The 17,173-nt window shown below is 71.6% G+C and carries 15 protein-coding genes and 3 pseudogenes; 9 read left to right on the forward strand and 9 right to left on the reverse strand.

All coding sequences use genetic code 11. The features are described 5' to 3' along the window. Nucleotides 1–953: pseudogene (locus tag FL583_RS15645) on the forward strand (IS3 family transposase); the annotation flags it as partial. 443 nt (nucleotides 954–1,396) lie between these two features. Here FL583_RS15645 and FL583_RS15650 read toward each other — a convergent pair. Both FL583_RS15650 and FL583_RS15655 read right to left on the reverse strand, forming a co-directional pair. Next, the gene (locus FL583_RS15650) at nucleotides 1,397–3,811 is read right to left on the reverse strand and encodes an excinuclease ABC subunit UvrA (RefSeq protein WP_142705385.1); all 2,415 of its coding nucleotides are present in this window, start codon (nucleotides 3,809–3,811) and stop codon (nucleotides 1,397–1,399) included. Between the two features lie 10 nt (nucleotides 3,812–3,821). Further along, on the reverse strand, nucleotides 3,822–4,430 hold the full coding sequence (locus tag FL583_RS15655) for a VanZ family protein (RefSeq protein ID WP_170323669.1): 609 nt from the start codon (nucleotides 4,428–4,430) through the stop codon (nucleotides 3,822–3,824). A 143-nt stretch (nucleotides 4,431–4,573) separates the two neighbouring features. Here FL583_RS15655 and FL583_RS40930 point away from each other — a divergent pair, with 143 nt between their 5' ends. From FL583_RS40930 to FL583_RS15675, 6 genes and pseudogenes are all read left to right on the forward strand, one after another. Then, nucleotides 4,574–4,807: a hypothetical protein gene (locus FL583_RS40930; RefSeq protein WP_205752171.1), complete on the forward strand. Its 234-nt coding sequence runs from the start codon at nucleotides 4,574–4,576 to the stop codon at nucleotides 4,805–4,807. Next, complete coding sequence (locus tag FL583_RS15660; protein ID WP_205752172.1) at nucleotides 4,801–6,282, forward strand: amidohydrolase family protein; 1,482 nt, start codon at nucleotides 4,801–4,803, stop codon at nucleotides 6,280–6,282. The genes FL583_RS40930 and FL583_RS15660 overlap by 7 nt, the downstream gene beginning before the upstream one ends. A gap of 62 nt (nucleotides 6,283–6,344) precedes the next feature. Next, nucleotides 6,345–7,670 carry a 4-aminobutyrate--2-oxoglutarate transaminase gene (gene gabT, locus FL583_RS15665; protein ID WP_142705387.1) on the forward strand — a complete coding sequence of 442 codons (1,326 nt, stop codon included), beginning with the start codon at nucleotides 6,345–6,347 and terminating at the stop codon, nucleotides 7,668–7,670. A gap of 46 nt (nucleotides 7,671–7,716) precedes the next feature. After that, complete coding sequence (locus tag FL583_RS15670; RefSeq protein ID WP_142705388.1) at nucleotides 7,717–8,220, forward strand: MarR family winged helix-turn-helix transcriptional regulator; 504 nt, start codon at nucleotides 7,717–7,719, stop codon at nucleotides 8,218–8,220. A 42-nt stretch (nucleotides 8,221–8,262) separates the two neighbouring features. Further along, complete coding sequence (locus FL583_RS42940) at nucleotides 8,263–8,418, forward strand: hypothetical protein (RefSeq protein ID WP_170323667.1); 156 nt, start codon at nucleotides 8,263–8,265, stop codon at nucleotides 8,416–8,418. Next, nucleotides 8,376–8,720 (forward strand): annotated as a pseudogene (locus FL583_RS15675) (transposase); the annotation flags it as partial. The gene FL583_RS42940 and the pseudogene FL583_RS15675, both read left to right, overlap by 43 nt. On the opposite strand, the gene FL583_RS42945 reads toward FL583_RS15675, so the two are convergent. Then, a complete protein-coding gene (locus FL583_RS42945) occupies nucleotides 8,621–8,830 on the reverse strand; it encodes a hypothetical protein (protein WP_420843151.1) in 210 nt (69 codons plus the stop codon). The pseudogene FL583_RS15675 and the gene FL583_RS42945 sit on opposite strands and share 100 nt — an antisense overlap. Before the next feature lie 40 nt (nucleotides 8,831–8,870). On the opposite strand from FL583_RS42945, the pseudogene FL583_RS15680 reads away from it, so the two are divergent. After that, a pseudogene (locus tag FL583_RS15680) lies at nucleotides 8,871–9,401 on the forward strand (transposase); the annotation flags it as partial. Nucleotides 9,402–9,510: 109 nt separating this feature from the next. On the opposite strand, the gene FL583_RS15685 reads toward FL583_RS15680, so the two are convergent. Continuing rightward, nucleotides 9,511–10,788 (reverse strand): cytochrome P450, encoded by a 1,278-nt coding sequence (locus FL583_RS15685; protein WP_142705389.1) that lies wholly within the window; start codon nucleotides 10,786–10,788, stop codon nucleotides 9,511–9,513. A gap of 12 nt (nucleotides 10,789–10,800) precedes the next feature. Continuing rightward, nucleotides 10,801–12,141, reverse strand: a complete 1,341-nt coding sequence (locus FL583_RS15690; protein ID WP_142705390.1) for a glutamine synthetase family protein — start codon at nucleotides 12,139–12,141, stop codon at nucleotides 10,801–10,803. 119 nt (nucleotides 12,142–12,260) lie between these two features. Here FL583_RS15690 and FL583_RS15695 point away from each other — a divergent pair, with 119 nt between their 5' ends. Next, nucleotides 12,261–13,052 carry an acetoacetate decarboxylase family protein gene (locus FL583_RS15695; protein WP_142705391.1) on the forward strand — a complete coding sequence of 264 codons (792 nt, stop codon included), beginning with the start codon at nucleotides 12,261–12,263 and terminating at the stop codon, nucleotides 13,050–13,052. Here the strand turns inward: FL583_RS15695 and FL583_RS15700 are convergent. Genes FL583_RS15700 through FL583_RS15715 form a run of 4 tightly spaced genes read right to left on the reverse strand, consistent with a single transcriptional unit; the run spans nucleotide 13,004 to nucleotide 17,012 of the window. Further along, entirely contained in the window at nucleotides 13,004–13,711 is a 708-nt protein-coding gene (locus FL583_RS15700; protein WP_142705392.1) for a gamma-glutamyl-gamma-aminobutyrate hydrolase family protein, read from the reverse strand. The two genes, FL583_RS15695 and FL583_RS15700, sit on opposite strands and share 49 nt — an antisense overlap. A gap of 13 nt (nucleotides 13,712–13,724) precedes the next feature. Further along, nucleotides 13,725–14,582: a fumarylacetoacetate hydrolase family protein gene (locus FL583_RS15705; RefSeq protein ID WP_142705393.1), complete on the reverse strand. Its 858-nt coding sequence runs from the start codon at nucleotides 14,580–14,582 to the stop codon at nucleotides 13,725–13,727. A gap of 11 nt (nucleotides 14,583–14,593) precedes the next feature. Next, nucleotides 14,594–15,547 (reverse strand): DODA-type extradiol aromatic ring-opening family dioxygenase, encoded by a 954-nt coding sequence (locus tag FL583_RS15710; protein WP_142705394.1) that lies wholly within the window; start codon nucleotides 15,545–15,547, stop codon nucleotides 14,594–14,596. Then, nucleotides 15,540–17,012, reverse strand: coding sequence for an aldehyde dehydrogenase (locus tag FL583_RS15715; RefSeq protein ID WP_142705395.1), 1,473 nt, complete (start codon nucleotides 17,010–17,012; stop codon nucleotides 15,540–15,542). Before FL583_RS15715 ends, FL583_RS15710 begins: the two co-directional genes overlap by 8 nt. Nucleotides 17,013–17,173 lie beyond the last annotated feature (161 nt).

A 17,173-nucleotide genomic window follows, 5' to 3' on the forward strand; every position in this document is an offset into this window, starting at 1 on the left:
GAACGCGACATTCTGCGCAAGGCGGCCCGGTATTTCGCCGGGGAGACGCGCTGGTGACCCGCTTCCAGTTCGTCGACGACCACTCTCAGCACCACAGTGTGAAGCGGTTGTGCCAGGTCATCGGCCTGAACCGGTCGAGTTTCTACTACTGGAAGGCCACCGCGGGTGATCGGGCTCGCCGGGACGCGGCCGACCTGCTTTTGGCCGGGCGGATCCGGGCGGTCCACGCCGAGCACGACACGACCTACGGGGCGCCCCGGATCACCGCCGAGCTGCGCGATCAGGGCACCCGGGTCAATCACGAGCGGGTCGCGCGGGTGATGACCCGGTTCGGTGTCCGCGGGCTGCGGCTGCGCCGCCGGACCCGCACGACGACGATCCCGGACCCGGCCGCGCCGAAGGCCCCGGATCTGATCGGCCGGAACTTCACCGCGGCGGCACCGAATCAGCGTTACGTCGGTGACATCACCTACCTGCCGATCGGCGACCGCGGGTTCCTCTACCTCGCCACCGTCATCGACCTGCACTCCCGCCGCCTGGCCGGATGGGCCATCGCCGATCACATGCGCACCGAACTGGTCCTGGACGCTCTCGAGGCCGCGCGGCGCACCCGAGGCAGCCTGGCCGGAGCGATTCTGCACGTGGACCACGGAGCCCAGTACACGTCCCGGAGCTTCGCCGACGCCTGCGCCGCGGCCGGCGTCAAGCTGTCGATGAGCGCGGTCGGCAGCTCCGCCGACAACGCCGCAGCCGAATCCTTCAATGCCACGCTGAAACGCGAAACCCTGCAAGGACGACGCGTCTTCGCCGACGCCCGCGACGCACGACTGACCTGTTTCCGCTGGCTACACCGCTACAACACCGTCCGACGCCACTCCCGGCTCGGACACCGAGCCCCGATCACCTACGAACACACCCAAACAACCTCGGATAGATTGACCCCGGCCGCATAAATCCCGTGTCCAGGATCAGGGGTCAAGCCCCCCTGAGGCCGGCCTCGTAACTGGTTCGGACGGTCGCGGTGGGGTTGTGCAGGTACGCGATGGCTCGGGCGGCGTGTGCGACGCCGGTGCCGCGGCGAAAGCAGTCGCGGAGGATCGTCCGGTTCTTTATCCGGGCGTGGGGTGCGGGCCGCGGTAGGCGCCGTCGGCGACGACCAACTGAGCGTGAGCAGGCGGCGCGAGCCGGTCGAGGATGCGGTGCACGGCGGCATGTTTGGTCCCGAACAGCGGCGCGACGTCGGCGCGTCGCCAGGGTGGTGCGGTGCTACGCGGCCAGGGGCAGGCGCCACGGCCGCCCGGGTCGTCCGTCCGCCACTACGTCACCGCCCCGCCGGGCACCGTCGTGACCAGACCCCGGAACTGCCGCTCGGAACAGCCGGGGTCTCGAACGAGCCCTAGCCGAAGCGGGACGCTAGCCACGGGCCGGTCACGCTGGACGGATCGGCGGCCACTTCCGCCGGCGTCCCCCGCGCCACGATGCGTCCCCCGTCCGGGCCGCCGGTCGGGCCCAGGTCCAGCACGTGATCGGCCGCGGCCAGGACGTCCAGATCGTGGTCGATGACGACGACGGTCGCGCCGTCGTCCAGGAGGCGGTCGAAGACCGCGACCAGCGTGCGGATGTCGACCGGGTGCAGGCCGGTCGAGGGCTCGTCGAAGACGTAGAGGACGTTCCGCTGGCTGCTGCGCAGGCGCGCCGCGATCCGCAGGCGCTGCGACTCGCCGCCCGACAGCGACGGGGTCGGCTCGCCCAGCCGCAGGTAGTCCAGGCCGACGTCGGCGATCGGCCGCAGTGGCCGGACGACCGCGGGCACGTCCCCGAAGTGGGAAAGTGCCTCCCGGACGGTCAGGTCGAGCACGTCGGCGATCGTCAGCCCGTCCACCCGCACGGCCAGCGTCGCCTCGTTGTACCGGGCGCCGTGGCAGGTCGGACAGTCCACGTTGATGTCGGGCAGGTACTGGACGTCCAGATCGATCGAACCTAGGCCCCGACAGGTGGGGCACTGGCCGTCCTTCGTGTTGAACGAGAAGTGACCGGCCGACCGGCCGGACGCGGCCGCGAAGACCGCGCGGATCGCGTCGAACGCACCCGAGTACGTGCTCGGCGTCGACCGGGCGTTCAACCCGATCGGGGTCGCGTCGATCTCCACCACCTGCCGGATCGACCCCAGGTCCACCGATCGGACGTGCGCGGGCGGCCGTGAACCGGCCAGCTGCGCCCGGGCGGCCGGAACCAGGCTGTCGAGCACGAGCGCGGTCTTCCCGGCCCCGGACGGACCGGCGACCCCGGTGAGGCGGCCGACCGGGAACTCCGCGGTGACGTCCCGCAGGTTGTACAACTCGCGGACGCTGACCGTTATCCACTCGTCCGGCGACGGCCGGGGCTTACGGTGGACTGCCGGTTCCCCGGCCAGGTACGGCCCGATGATCGACGTGCGGTTCTTCCGGAGCTGCGCCGGCGTGCCCTCGGCGACGACGGTCCCGCCCAGGCGGCCCGCGCCCGGGCCCATCTCGATGATCCAGTCGGCCCCGGCGACGAGGTCCAGATCGTGCTCGACCATCACCACCGAGTTGCCGTTCGCGGCCAGCGCGGCGATCGTCCGGCGCAGCCCCTCGACGTTGCTCGGGTGCAGGCCGACCGACGGCTCGTCCAGGACGTACAGCATGCCGGTGGTGCTGGCCCGCACGGTCGACGTCAGCTCGATCCGCTGCCGCTCGCCGGTCGAGAGCGTGGCCCCGGCGCGGTCGAGGCCGAGGTACCCGAGACCGAGATCCAGCAGCGGGGCGATCGCGCGGGTCAGCTCGTCGACCAGGCCGGTCGTCAGCCGGGAGAGCTCGGCCGGCAGCAACGGCGGGAGCTCCTCGGCGAACGCGCGCAGGGACTCCAGGTCGAGCGCGCTGATCTCGGCCAGGTTGCGCCCGGCCAGGTGCGAGCGCAGCGCCTCCGGCCGCAGCCGGGTGCCGTGGCAGACCGAGCACGTCTGCGCGTCCAGATACTTGCTGTTCCCGGACTTCGTCGCGGCCGTGATCGCGTTGTCGTACAGGACCTTGAGCTGCACCGGCCGGCCGTTCTTGCCCGAGACCGTGACCGTCTGGCGCACGGGTTCCCCGTGCAGCACGAGGTCCTTCTCCGCGTCGGTCAGCGTCGCGTAGGGAACGTCCAGACGGACGCCGAGCTCGCCGGCCGCGTACAGGCTCAGACGACGCCCGCCGACGTTCCAGGGCAGCACCGCACCCTCGGCGATCGTCTTGCCCGGGTCGGGCACCAGCGCGGCCGGGTCGACCTCGAACCGGGTCCCGATGCCCTCGCAGGCCGGGCAGGCGCCGTACGAGTTGAACGCGAACGACTCCGCGCCCGGCATCTCGAACCGGGCGCCGCAGGTCGGGCAGGTGATCTCCATCGCCTGGGTCGCGATCGACGGCGGGACGCCGTGGCCGTTCGGGCAGGTGTGGGTGCCCAGCCGCGACATCGTCAGCCGGAGCACGTTGAGGACCTCGCTCATCGTGCCGACCGTGCTCCGCGGGCCGGGAACCGGCGGACGCTGGCGCAGCGCGAGCGCCGGGGGCAGATGGTCGATGCGGTCGGCGTCCGGGCGCTGGGCCTGGGTGAGCCGGCGCCTGCTGTACGTGCTCAGGCCCTCGAGGAAGCGGTGCAGGCCCTCGGCGTATAGCGTGCCCATGGCGAGGGAGGTCTTGCCCGAGCCGGACACGCCGGCGATCGCGACGACCCGCCACAGGGGGACGTCGACGTCGAGGTCGCGCAGGGTGTTGTGGCGGACGCCGCGGGCCTCGATGGCCTGGGGGAGCTGCATGGTTACCGGTCTAGCCGGTGCGGGCCACCGCTGCCGTGGCGGACGTCACACTGCCGGAGCACTCCCACCAGCGGCGGGACGCGGCCGCGGCCAGCGCGGCGCCGACCGCGTTGAGCAGCACGTCGTCGATCGAGGAGACGCGGTCCAGCCGCAGGACGTACTGCGCGGTCTCGATGACGATCGAGCAGCCGGCCGCCAGCGCCAGAATCCGCGGCACCGACGCCAGCGCCCGGAACCGCATCGGCGCGAAGAACCCGAGAGCCGCCAGCACCAGCAGGTTGCCCCCGATCTGGCCCACCGCCGCCGACGACTCCGCGATCGCGATCAGGTCCCGGAACGGCACCAGGCTCACCCGTCCGGGCTCGGCCCCGGCCCGGTAGCCCGGCAGCAGCGTCACCCACACGAACGGCACGGTCCCGTAGACCATCCCGACGTCGGCCAACGCCACCGGAAGACCCCGGCGGCGCCCGATCGCCCACACCAGCACCGCAGCCAGCGGAAACGCCAGCGCGGTCAGCATCACCACCCCGGCCACCGAACCGAACCAGGTGTGCCACCCTCCGTGGATCAGTCCTTCCCAGGGCGACGTCCGGAGCGGGGGCTGTGGTGCGCGGTCCATCCGTCCAGCCAAACGCGCCGGCCGTTGCGCGCGCGTATCCCGTTTTCGATACGCCCGCGATATGTCCGGCCGACCGAGCCGACCGCCCGATCTTCGTCCGGACGACCCAATACACCCCGGTGCTCCGGAACTACTGTCCAGGAATGAGCCAGACCGAGCGCGTGCTGTCGGCCGTCGCGGTCGACGATCCGCGGATCCCGAGCCGGATCTGCGGTCTGCTGGTGCAGCGGGCCGTGCCGGTCACCCGCATCGAGCTCCGCCGCGAGGTGAACACCTGGGCGATCCGGCTCGTCGTCCGCGTCGCCGGGGACGCCGAGGCCCGGCTCGTCGCCGAGCGCCTCAACCGCCTCGTCGGCGTAGTGGAGGTCTCGTGCTGAGCGCCGATCTGGTGCTGCGCGGCGGACGGGTGATCGACCCCGAGACCGGGCTCGACGCGCCCCGCGACGTCGGCATCCGCGGTGACCGCATCGTCGCGGTCACCCAGGACCCGCTGGACGGACGCCGGGTCGTCGACGTCGCCGGGCTGGTCGTCGCGCCCGGTTTCGTCGACCTGCACAGTCACGGCCAGGCCCTGGCCGAGTGCCGTCTGCAGGCGCTCGACGGCGTCACCACCGCGCTCGAGCTGGAGGCGGGCGCCGCGCCGGTGGCGCACGCCTACCGCCGGTCGGCCGAGGAGGGGAGGCCGATCAACTACGGGTTCTCGGCCTCCTGGGCCGCGGCCCGCATGCACGTCGTCGGCGGCGGTCCGCTCTCCGGCTGGCCGTTGGAGCAGATCAGTGCCCGGCTGGGCGCGGACGCCTGGCGGGCGCCGGCGACGCCGGCGCAGACCGACCGCCTGCTCGCGGTCCTGGAACACGAGCTGGCCGACGGCGCGCTCGGCATCGGCCTGCTGATCGGCTACGCCCCGGCCACCGACCCGGCCGAGTACGTGCGCGTCGCCGAGCTGGCGGCGCGCGCCGGAGCACCGACGTTCACCCACGCCCGCCCGCTGGCCGAGCAGGACCCCGGCGTCGCGGTCGACGGAGCCGACGAGATCACCCGGGTCGCGGCCGAGACCGGCGCCCACATGCACTACTGCCACATCAACTCGACGTCGGCCCGGCACCTCGACCGGGTGCAGGCGCTCGTCGAGAAGGTGCGGGCCGAGGGTGCGCGGGTGACGACCGAGGCCTACCCCTACGGCGCCGGGATGACCGCGATCGGCGCGGACTACTTCGCCCCCGACCGGCTGCACGTCCTCGGGGCGACCGGCACCCCGTCCGACGTCGTCTACGTCCGGACGGGCGAGACCGTCGCCTCGGTCGAGCGGCTCGCCGAGCTCCGCGCCGCGGACCCCGGCGGCCTCGCGTTCATCAAGACGTTCGACGAGGACGGCGCGCCGGACCGGCTGGCCGGGCTCGTCGGTCTGCCGGGAGCGGTCGTCGCGTCGGACGCGGTGCCGCTGGTCTGCGAGCCCGGACACGTCTTCGACCCGGCTTCCTGGCCGCTGCCGGATTTCGTCCGGACTCACCCGCGGGGCGCGGGGACGTTCGCCCGCACGCTCCGGATCGCCCGCGAGACCGGCGCGCTCTCGTTGCCCGACGCGATCGCCCGGTGCAGTCTCGAGCCGGCCCGCATCGTCGAGCGGGCCGCGCCCGCCCTGCGCCGGAAGGGCCGGGTACAGGTGGGCTGCGACGCCGACCTGGTCGTGTTCGACCCCTCGGCAGTCACCGACAACGCCACCTACGCGGACACCGTGCGTCCGTCGAGCGGGTTCGCTTGGGTGCTGGTCAACGGGGTGCCCGTGGTGGCCGACGGGGAGCTGGTGCAGTCGGCCCGGCCCGGCCGGGCGATCCGGCGCGATGCCCGATAGGCATGGAGAACATGAAATCCAGGCATTGGACAGCATAGGCGCCGACTCCCCAGGCTGAGAACATGACGACCCCTCTGCCGCAGAGCCGCCACCTCGCCACCGCCGTGCCCGGCCCCCGCTCACAGGAGCTGATGGCCCGCAAGTCCGGCGCCGTCGCCTCCGGCGTCGGCACCACGATGCCGGTGTTCGCGGTCCGCGCGTCCGGCGGCATCGTCGAGGACGTCGACGGCAACCGGTTCATCGACCTCGGCTCCGGCATCGCGGTCACGACCGTCGGCAACAGCGCGCCCCGGGTGGTCGAGGCGGTCACCGCGCAGGCCGCCGCGTTCACCCACACCTGCTTCATGGTGACGCCCTACGAGGGCTACGTCGACGTCGCCGAGGCGCTGAACCGGCTGACGCCGGGGGACCATCCGAAGCGGACCGCGCTGTTCAACTCGGGCGCGGAGGCGGTGGAGAACGCGGTGAAGATCGCGCGGTCGTTCACCAAGCGCCCGGCGGTCGTCGCGTTCGACCACGGCTACCACGGCCGGACCAACCTCACGATGGCCCTGACCGCCAAGAACATGCCGTACAAGCAGGGGTTCGGGCCGTTCGCGCCGGAGATCTACCGGGCGCCGCTCTCGTACCCGTTCCGCGACGGCGGCCTCGACGGGCCGGCCGCCGCCCGGCGCGCGCTGGACATGATCGAGAAGCAGATCGGGGCCTCGAACCTGGCCGCGCTGGTGATCGAGCCGATCCAGGGCGAGGGCGGCTTCGTGGAGCCCGCGCCGGGATTCCTGCCCGCGCTGGCGTCCTGGTGCCGGGACAACGGCGTCGTGTTCGTCGCCGACGAGGTGCAGACCGGCTTCGCCCGCACCGGCGACCTGTTCGCGTGCGCGCACGAGGGAGTGGTTCCCGACCTGATCGTCACGGCCAAGGGCATCGCCGGCGGTCTGCCGCTGTCCGCGGTCACCGGCCGCGCCGAGATCATGGACGCGCCCCACTCCGGTGGCCTCGGCGGCACCTACGGTGGAAACCCGCTCGCCTGCGCGGCCGCGCTCGCCGCGATCGCGACGATCGAGGAGGACGGCCTCGTCGGCCGCGCCCGCGACATCGAACGCCTGATGAAAGCGCGCCTGTCCAAGCTCCAGTCCGACGACGCCCGGCTGGGCGACGTCCGCGGGCGGGGCGCGATGATCGCGGTGGAGCTCGTCGAGCCGGGGACGACGGCACCGGACGCCGGGCTGGCCCGCCGGGTCGCGGCCGCCGCGCACCAGGCCGGCGTGATCGTCCTGACCTGCGGCACCGACGGCAACGTGCTCCGGTTCCTCCCGCCGCTGACGATCTCCGACGAGCTGCTGGAAGACGCCTTGGACGTCCTGGCCGACGCGTTCGCCGCCGCGTAGTCGTCCCGGCTCCGCGCCGTAGAATCAGGTCGGCGAAAGGGGTTCGATGACGGGATCGCACACGCTGCGGGCGACGGAGCAGGCCGTCGAGGAGCGGCTGGCCGGAATGTCGCTGGACACCAGCGCGATGTGGGCGGTCTCCAACATCTACCGCGCCACCACCGCGATCCGCAACCACCTCGAGCAGACCGTCCTGCGTGACACCGGGCTCACCTGGACCGGGTTCGTCGTGCTGTGGGTCGTCTGGATCTGGGGCGAGATCGAGACCGCGCAGGCCGCGGCCGAGGCCGGCATCTCCAAGGGGACGCTGACCGGCGTCGTCAAGACGCTGGAGTCCTACCGGCACATCAAGCGGACCCGCCACGAGACCGACAAGCGCCGGGTGGTGCTGTCGATGAGCCCGTCCGGCCGCAAGCTGATGGAGGGCCTCTTCCCGGCGTTCAACCGGGAGGAGGCGTTCGTCGTCCGAGGGCTCTCCGACGACCGGCGCAAGGAGCTCGCCGACTCGCTGCGCACGATCGTCGAGGAGCTGGAGCAGCCCAAGGCGTGACTCGTCATCCCGGCCGGTGCTGGTCGTTGGCGCGGTGTGGTGGTGTTGTCCGCGTCGCGGTCGGGCTTGTCGGAGCGGCAGTTCCGGCGTCCGGTCACGACGGTGGCCCGGCGGGGCGGTGACGTAGTGGTGGACGGACGACCCGGGCGGCCGTGGTGCCTGCCCCTGGCCGACCGGGCCCTGCCGGTCGCGGTGTAGCACCGCACCACCCTGACGATGCGCCGACGTCGCGCCGCTGTTCGGGATCAAACAGGCCGCCGCGCACCGCATCCTCGACCGGCTCGCGCCGCCTGCTCACGGCCCTTTTAGAGACCGGCCGGAACCCACCTGAGACAGTCCTCATCGTCGACGGCACCCTCGTCCCGGTCCGCGACCAGGCCATCGCCGCCCGGTCGAAGAACTACCGGTACTCGGTGAACATGCGGATCGTCCTCGACGCCGACACCCGGTTGGTCGTCGCCGCCAGCGACCCACGGCCGGGCAACCGCAACGACCGCACCGTCTCCGACGACTCCGGTGCCGCGTGGGCGACCCGCGGCGCGACCGTCACCGCCGACGGCGCCCCCCGCGCCCCCCGCACTGCATTGGCGTGGTCATCCCGCACCGCCACAACCGCTCCTACCGCGGCGTCCGCGCCCGCAACGAACAAGATGACCGCGACATTGGGTGACGTGACCCCGAGGAAGAAGCAGCCCGAACTGACCGCTGAGGCGCAGGCCGCGGCGGAGCGGGTCCGGCTGGCCCAGGAGCAGGGCCTGTCGTCAACGGGCCCGGACGGGCTGCTCAAAGCGCTCACCAAGACCGTCCTGGAGACGGCGCTGAACGAGGAGATGACCGAGCACCTCGGGCATGCGAAGGGTGGCCCGCCCGCGCAGCCGGGCGGGAACGTGCGCAATGGGAGCCGGCCGAAGTCGGTGCTGACGGAGAACACCGGCGAGGTCGAGATCGACGTGCCGCGCGACCGGGCCGGTCGTTCGAGCCGCAGATCGTGAACGAGCGCCAGCGCTGGTTGTGGGGGGTGGACGAGGTGGTGCTGTCGCTCTATGCCAAGGGTCTGACGACCGGTGAGATCACGGCGCATTTCGTGGAGATCTGCGGTGTTCATCGACGCCATCGTGGTGAAGGTCCGCGACGGTCAGGTCGCCAACCGGCCGTTCTCCGCCGCGATCGGCGTCACGTTGTCCGCACCACCTTCCGCCTGGCCGCCCGGGCAGTACTGGGACGAACTCGAACGCAAGTATCCGGCCCACCGCCGGAATCACGTTGGTGAAACAGTCCCCGAGGCAGGCCTCAGGCGGGCGTGATCCGCACCGGGAACTTCTTGATGCCGTTGACGAAGTTGCTGCGGATCCGCGTCACGTCGCCGGTCGGTTCGATCGAGCCGAGCCGAGGGAGCAGCTCCTCGAACATCAGCCGGATCTCCATCCGGGCCAGGTTGTTGCCCATGCACAGGTGCGGGCTGCCCTTGCCGAACGTCATGTGGTCGACGTTCGTCCGGGTGACGTCGATCGCGTAGGGGTTCTCGAAGACGTCCTCGTCGCGGTTGCCGGACGCGAACCACATGACGACCTTGTCGCCGGCCGCGATCTGCTTGCCGCCCAGCTCCAGGTCCCGGGTCGCGGTCCGCCGGAAGTGGTACACCGGCGACGCCCAGCGCAGCAGCTCCTCGACGGCGTTCTTCATCAGGTCGGGCCGCTCGGTCAGCAGGCGCAGCTGCGACGGCTGCTCCATCAGCCCGAGCATCGAGTTGCTGATCGCGTGCCGGGTGGTCTCGTTGCCGGCGATGACCAGCAGCGAGAAGTAGTTGTTGAAGTCCTGCTGGGAGAGCGGGATGCCGTCGTCCGGGAGCCGGTTGGCCAGGATCGTGATCAGGTCGGTGCCGGAGCCGCCGACCCGGTCGGCGCGCAGCCGGTTGCCGTAGTCCCAGACGTCCTGGACGGTCGGCGACCGGAACGGCAGGTGCCGGTACTTCTCCGACTCGGCGGTGTCGGCCCGCACCGTCGCGTAGTCCGGGTCGGTGTTCGCGACCATCTCGTTGCCCCAGGCGATCAGCTGCGGGGTGTCCTCGGCCGGGACGTCGAGCAGCCGGGCCAGCACCTGGATCGGGAAGTCGGCGCTGATCTCGGTCACGAAGTCGATCTCGCCGTCGTGGGCCGCCGCCGTCGCGAACGCCCGGTCGACGGTGTTCTTCGTGAGCTGACGCAGGAACGCCTCGTAGTTGCGCATCAGGTTCCGGGGCGTGAACTCGCGCTGGATCAGCTTGCGCAGCACCCGGTGGCGGCCGCCGTCCATCTCCAGGATCGAGCGCCGGAAGTCGCGCAGGTCGTCGTCGACGTCCTCCAGGCCGACGAACTGGGTCGACGTGAACGACTCGACGTCCCGGCCGACCGCCCAGATGTCGGCGTACCGGGTGACCGCCCAGAACCCGGTGCCGTCCTTCTCGTCGGTCCAGTGCACCGGGTCCTCGGCGCGCAGGGTGTCGAACTGCGAGTAGCCGCGCAGGTCGGCGAAGCCGTCGATGTCGGAGAGGTCGACGTCGCTCAGCGGGACCGGGGCGTGACGGGGCATCGGGGGAGCTCCTCAGATGTGGTACGTGTACTCCTGGAATTCCCAGTCGGTGATCCAGGTGCGGAAGCGCTCGATCTCGTCGCGCTTGTAGGCCAGGAACACGTCGACGAACGGCTTTCCGAGCAGGCCGGCGAACTCGGCGTCGGCCTCCAGCGCGTCCAGCGCCTCGCCCAGGCTCCGCGGCAGCGTGGCCGAGCGTGCGGGGTCGTAGCCGTAGCCGACCAGGGCGTCCGGCGGCTCGATCCGGTTGCGGATGCCCAGCAGCGCGCCGGCCAGCATCCCGGCGATGGCCAGGTACGAGTTGGCGCTGGCGTCACCCAGCCGCAGCTCGAGCCGGGACGCGGCCCCGCGCTCCGGCGGGATGCGCACCATCGCGCTGCGGTTGTCGAGGCCCCAGTCGATCAGCCAGGGGGCCAGCGTGTCCGGGCCGAAGCGCTTGTACGAGTTGATCGTGGGGTTGGCGACCGCGGCGATGGCCGGGGCGTGCTTCAGGATCCCGCCGATCGCGTGGTGGGCGACCGCCGACAGCCCGTCCGGGGAGGACGGATCGTCGAACGAACCGTCGGCCAGCGAGAAGTGCAGGTGGTACCCGGAGCCGCCCTCGTCGTTGAACGGCTTCGGCATGAACGTCGCCAGGTGGCCGTTGCGGCGGGCCAGCTCCTTGACCGCGTCCTTGAAGCGGTGGGCCCGGTCGGCCGCGTCCAGCGCGCCGCCGTGCCAGAGGTTGATCTCGAACTGGCCGGACGAGAACTCGTGGTTGGCCGCCACCACGTCGATGCCGTAGTCGCCGAGCTGGCGCAGCGACTGGAGCAGCACGTTCTCCGGGTCGCCCTTGCGGCCGGCCGTGTAGACGTTGCCGGTCCCCTCGCCGTAGCGCTTCCAGCCCGACGGTGACGCCGCCGACTCGGTAAGCAGGTAGAACTCGAGCTCCGGGCCGACGATCGGCGTCGCCGCCTCGGCCTCGAACTGCTCGCACAGGCTGCGTAACACCTGGCGCGGGCTTTCGGCGGCGGGTGTCCCGTCCGGATTGAAGACGTCGGCGATGCAGTGCGCGACGCCGGGCTCCCAGGGCAGCGGACGCAGCGTCGACAGGTCGGGGAACGCGACGACGTCGGGCAGGCCGGCCGAGAGGCCGCCCTCGAAGTCGACGACCCCGCCGCGCGGGGTCGTGCCGTAGACCGAGCGGCAGAACGCGACGCCGCCGCCGACCGTCCGGGAGAAGTGGTCGACCAAGAGGTCGCGACCGCGGTCGACTCCGATCAGGTCGGCGTAGCCGAGCCGGACGACGTCGATGCCGTCGGCGGTGAGCCGGTCCTGCGCGGGCCGCAGCCCCGAGGTGTCGAAGTGCGCCACGCCGCATCCTCCGGTTCGTTTGGGCCCGAACATTATCCGCGGGCGTCCAGGCTGACAAGACTTTCCAAGCGGGTCGCCACCGCATATCGTACGGATCCAAACGACATGAGGAGGGGCGAATGCCCGCGATGAACGGCTTCCTCTACCCCCGGAGCGCGTCCGGTGTCGCGTCGCTCGTCCCGTCCCCGCCGTGGTTCTACTCCGGCGACCTGCTGACGGTGGAGTACCGCACCGACCCGGCCAACGTCGAGGCGCTGCTGCCCGAGCCGCTGGAGCTCGCGCCCGAGGACCCTGGGGCGGTCGCGTTCATCTGGGCCGACTGGCAGTCGTGCTCGACGAGCCGGGAGGAGCTGCTCGACCCGGCCCGGGCCCAGTACAAGGAGGCGTTCGTCGTCGTCCGGTGTTCGTTCCGGGGCGTGACGTACTCGCGGTGCGTGTTCATCTGGGTCGACAAGGACTTCGCGATCGGCCGGGGCCTGCACCAGGGCTACCCGAAGAAGCTCGGCTCGATGTGGCAGACCCGGCCGCACCCGTTCGCGCAGGCCGCTCCGCGGATCGGGCCGGGCGGGACGTTCGGGGCCACGCTCGCCTCCTACGACCGGCGCCTGGCCGAGGCGGTCGTGACGCTGCGGGAGGAGTCGGAGACCAACGGCTTCGTCAACGGCCACCCGATGGCGCACCACCGCATCCTTCCCGACATCGCCGGGCACGGTGACGCGTTCAGCGAGCTGATCTCGTCCGGCGCGAGCGGGTTCCAGGGTGGGCCGGCCTGGACCGGCGACGCCGAGTTGCGGCTGTTCGAGGCCCCGACCGAGGAGGTCGCGCGGCTCGAGGTCGGCGAGATCATCGGGGGGTATTTCCGTCAGGTCGGCGTCGAGTGGAACGGGGGAGCGACGCTGGCCCGGCTGTGACTCACGAACTCGTGGAACACCGAGGCGTCGGTGTTCCAGAGGTCCTCGGGGTGCCACTGGAGGCCGAGGAACCAGCCGGGTAGATCGTCGATCTCGACGGCCTCGATGACGCCGTCCTCCGAGTGGGCGACCGCGCGCATCCCGTCGCCGAGGCGGTCGATGCACTGGTGGTGGAAGCAGGACACGTCGACGGTCGGGCCGGCCAGCGCGTGCAGCCTGGAGTCTCTCGCGATCGAGACCCGGTGACGGCGGTGGCGGTGGTGGGGGTCCATGTCCTGGACGATCCGGCCGCCCCGGGCCGCGTTCACGACCTGCAGGCCTCGGCAGATGGCCAGGAGCGGCGAGCCGGTGGCCAGGCAGTGCCGGGCGACCGCGAGGTCGAACGCGTCCTGCTCTTCGTCGACGTCGTAGAGGCTCGGGTGCGGGTGCTGGCCGGTCCAGTGGGCGGCCAGGTCGCCACCTCCTGGTAATAACACGCCCTGAGCCCAGGCTACGCGTTCAGGCACGTCCCCCGGCGCCGACGGGTGCATGGTCAGCGGTTCGCCGCCGGCCGCGAACACCGCCTCGGCCAGGGCCCGGGCGGTGACCTCGGCTTCGTACCGCAGGGCCGACGTCTTCGCGGCGAAGCGGCCCGGGATGGCGATCAGCGGTCTGCGCATCCGTGATCCGTCTTCACGAGCCGGCCGGCTGGGGCTTGCGGATGCCGCGGAACTCCCAGTCGCCGCCCTGGGCGGTGGAGAGGACCTCCTCGGACTCGCTCGGCTGGGCCCCGACGTCGGTGCGGATCGAGGTCGGCCCGCTCACGACGTGGTTGCGCAGCGTGCCGAGCCCTTCGACCTCGACCGCGACGACGTCCCCCGGGTACACCGTGCGCGAGATCGCCGGGGTGCCCGAGAGCAGCAGGTCGCCGGGCTGCAGCGTGATCGTCCGGGCGATGTCGGCGACCAGGTAGTGCATGTCCCACTGCATCTCGTCGGTGGTGCCGTCCTGTTTGACCTCGCCGTTGACCAGGGTGCGGATGCGCTTGCCGTGGAAGTCCCAGCCCTCGACGACGCCCGGGCCGATCGGGCACAACGTGTCGGCGCCCTTGACGCGCAGCATCGAGCCGGCGTCGGTGTCGCGGAAGTCGTGCAGCCCGAAGTCGTTGGCGACCGTGTACCCGCGGATGTAGTCGCCGGCCTCGGCCGGGGCGATGTTCCGGGCGGTCCGGCCGATGACGATCGCGATCTCGCCCTCGTAGTTGAGCCATTTGCAGCCCTCGGGGCGCACCACCGCGGCCTCGTGCGCGTTCAGCGCCGACACCGGCTTGTGGAAGTACGTCGGTGCGGGCGGGAGCGTCGTCTGCAGCTCCCGCACCCGGCTGAGGTAGTTCAGGTGGACGCACACGATCTTCGACGGGACGACCGGTGGGAGGTGCTGCGCATCGGCGACCGCCACGGTCCGGCCGTCGCCGGCCACCAGCACTTCCCCGGCGCGGACGACGTCGACCGGGTTACCGTCGAGCAGGATGCGGCGGGTCTCTCGGGTCACGGGGCAGCTCCTCAGCCGGCGGCCGGCAGGTCGGGACCGCCGGTCTGGCGGACGAAGTCGGGATCGGTCGGGGTGGCCTTGGACGGCGGGAAACCCTCGGCCGGGCGGTCGAACCAGAGGTGCACCTGACCGGTGCCGACCGAGTTCTCGTACTCGCCGAACCGGCGGCCCGGTGCCGTGCAACGCTCCTCGCCGATCGCCCCGATCATCATCTGGTAGTGCATGAACTTCGCCTCCGGGCGGAAGCGGAGGAACTCCGGCATCGTATCGATGACGGCCCGGTGGTCACCGGCCTGCAACCACTCGATCCGCTCGAGGTCGGCGGCCAGCGCCCCGGGGGAGTGGATGTGCTCGCGGCCGGCCGCCTCGTGGTCGCGGAGCTGGCGCAGCGGCCAGAACGTGTGCGACATCGCGCCCGAGGCGATCAGCACGACCTTGCGGTCGGACTCGGCGATCGCCTCGCCGAGCGCCCGGCCGAGCCGGTACGAATCCTCGCCGTCGGCGGTCTGGCAGACGCCGATCGAGATCCAGCGCTTGTCGGGCAGGCCCTGGCCGAGGAACTCCCACAGGTTCGTGGTCGCGTAGAAGATCGGGAGCTGGTGGTCGTCGATCGCGGTGATCCAGGTGGAGTGCTCGTCGGCCTTACCCGCGATCGCGTGCGCCAGCGAGGGGTCGCCGGGGAAGTCGTACGGCCGACGCTGCATGCCGCGGGGGAGCTCCTCCGAGGTGAACAGTCCGCTGCGCCGGTCCTGCGCGGTGACGACGAACTCGACCGTGGTGGCCCAGTGGGAGTCGAGGACGACGACCGTGTCGTAGTCGAGCGTGTCGAACACTTCCCGCCGTAGCTGGTGCAGGCCTTCCACGAGGCTGGATTCCCGTCCGTGGTTCAGCTCGCGCCGGGTCTCTTCCGGCAGCACGATCGTGGGGACGTGGGCCAGCAGGCCGGCGCCGACTACCTCACCCATGGGTCGAGTCCTTCCAGCCGACGGGGCTGAACACGCTGTTCTTGACGTCGCAGTAGAAGTCGAACGACCAGGGGCCGCCCTCGCGTCCGATGCCGGACCGGCCGTTGCCCCCGAACGGGGCCTCGAGGTCGCGGACGAAGAAGCAGTTCACCCAGACGGTGCCCGCGTTCAATCGATGGGATACCCGCTCGGCGCGGGACCTGTCGCCGGTGACCAGCGTGGCCGCCAGACCGAAGCGGGTGTCGTTGGCGCGCTCGACGGCCTCGGGCTCGTCGGCGAACGTCTCGATCGTGACGACCGGGCCGAAGACCTCCTCGGTGCGGATCTCCTCGCCGGGATCGGTGAGTACCGTCGGGCGGTAGTAGAGGCCGCCGAGTTCCTCGTTGGGTCCGCCGCCGAGCTTCACCGTGGCGCCGTCCGCGATCGCGCGGCGGACGAACCCGTCGATCCGCTCGAAGTGCCGTCGGGAGACGAGCGCGGACTGGTCGGTCCGTTCGTCGCGGGGGTCGCCCTGCCGCAAGGCCGCGGCCTTCTCCACCAGGCGTGCGGTGAACTCGTCGGCGATCGACGCCTGGACCAGCATCCGGGCCGCCTTCAGGCAGACCTGGCCGGCGTTGTCGAACTGCTCGACCGCGATGTCGACGGCCAGGTCGAGGTCGGCGTCCTCGAACACCAGCAGCGGGGACTTGCCGCCGAGCTCGAACGAGAGCGGGACGATGTTCGGCGCGGCCGCGCGGGCGATGACCCCGGCGGTGGGGACCGAGCCGGTGAACGCGATCCGGTCGACGTCCTCGTGTGCGGTGAGCGGCGCGCCGGCGTCCGCACCTGTGCCCTGCACGACGTTGAAGACCCCGGCCGGGACGCCGGCCTCGTGCAGGACGTCGGCGAGCAGGCTCGCGGTGAGCGGGGCCCACTCCGGCGGCTTGAGGACCACGGTGTCGCCGGCGGCCAGAGCCGGCCCGATCCGCCAGGTGGCCAGCATCAGCGGCGCGTTCCAGGGGGTGATGATCGCGACGACGCCGGCCGGGTCGTAGGTGATCCGTTCGCGGTGGTTGCGCACCGACAGGTCGGGGTGGCCGAGCTGCTTCTCGGCGTAGTCGGCGAACGCCCGGAAGTTCAGCGCGACCCGGGGCATGACCCCGCGCCGGTGGCTGCGGATCAGCGAACCGTTGTCAAGGGTCTCGACCCGGGACAGGTCCTCGATGCGGGCCTCGATGCCGTCGGCGGCACGCCGGAGGATCGCGCTGCGCTCGGCGACCGGCAGCGCCGCCCAGGCCGGGAACGCGGCCCGCGCGGCCGCGACCGCCGCGTCGACATCGTCCGGCCCGCCGGCCGCGACCCGGGCGATCTCCTGCTCGTCGATCGGGGAGACGTCCGCGAAGGTGCGGTCCGACGGGACGCGCCGGCCGCCGATCCAGTGGCGCAGATCGACGCGGACGCCGTCGACCGTGGCGAAGTGGTCCATCGCTGCCCTCCGGGTCGTTTGGTCCCAAACGTAATGCGCGGGCGTGTGCACGGGCAAGAGTCCGAATGATTTGCCGCTGACCTATCGACAAGTCATTCGGCCCCGAATATCTTCTTGTCGCCCAGGTCACATTCGCGGCCGCTGAGCTCCGTGCGTCCGAG

Origin of the sequence: Cryptosporangium phraense (assembly GCF_006912135.1) — a bacterium.
GTDB lineage: Bacteria > Actinomycetota > Actinomycetes > Mycobacteriales > Cryptosporangiaceae > Cryptosporangium > Cryptosporangium phraense.

Coding starts and splice junctions, on each gene's coding strand:
- FL583_RS15650 (WP_142705385.1), bottom strand. CDS start 3,811: ATGCAGCTCCCCCAGGCCATCGAGGCCCGCGGCGTCCGCCACAACACC.
- FL583_RS15655 (WP_170323669.1), bottom strand. CDS start 4,430: ATGGACCGCGCACCACAGCCCCCGCTCCGGACGTCGCCCTGGGAAGGA.
- FL583_RS40930 (WP_205752171.1), top strand. CDS start 4,574: ATGAGCCAGACCGAGCGCGTGCTGTCGGCCGTCGCGGTCGACGATCCG.
- gabT (WP_142705387.1), top strand. CDS start 6,345: ATGACGACCCCTCTGCCGCAGAGCCGCCACCTCGCCACCGCCGTGCCC.
- FL583_RS15670 (WP_142705388.1), top strand. CDS start 7,717: ATGACGGGATCGCACACGCTGCGGGCGACGGAGCAGGCCGTCGAGGAG.
- FL583_RS15685 (WP_142705389.1), bottom strand. CDS start 10,788: ATGCCCCGTCACGCCCCGGTCCCGCTGAGCGACGTCGACCTCTCCGAC.
- FL583_RS15695 (WP_142705391.1), top strand. CDS start 12,261: ATGCCCGCGATGAACGGCTTCCTCTACCCCCGGAGCGCGTCCGGTGTC.
- FL583_RS15700 (WP_142705392.1), bottom strand. CDS start 13,711: ATGCGCAGACCGCTGATCGCCATCCCGGGCCGCTTCGCCGCGAAGACG.
- FL583_RS15710 (WP_142705394.1), bottom strand. CDS start 15,547: ATGGGTGAGGTAGTCGGCGCCGGCCTGCTGGCCCACGTCCCCACGATC.
- FL583_RS15715 (WP_142705395.1), bottom strand. CDS start 17,012: ATGGACCACTTCGCCACGGTCGACGGCGTCCGCGTCGATCTGCGCCAC.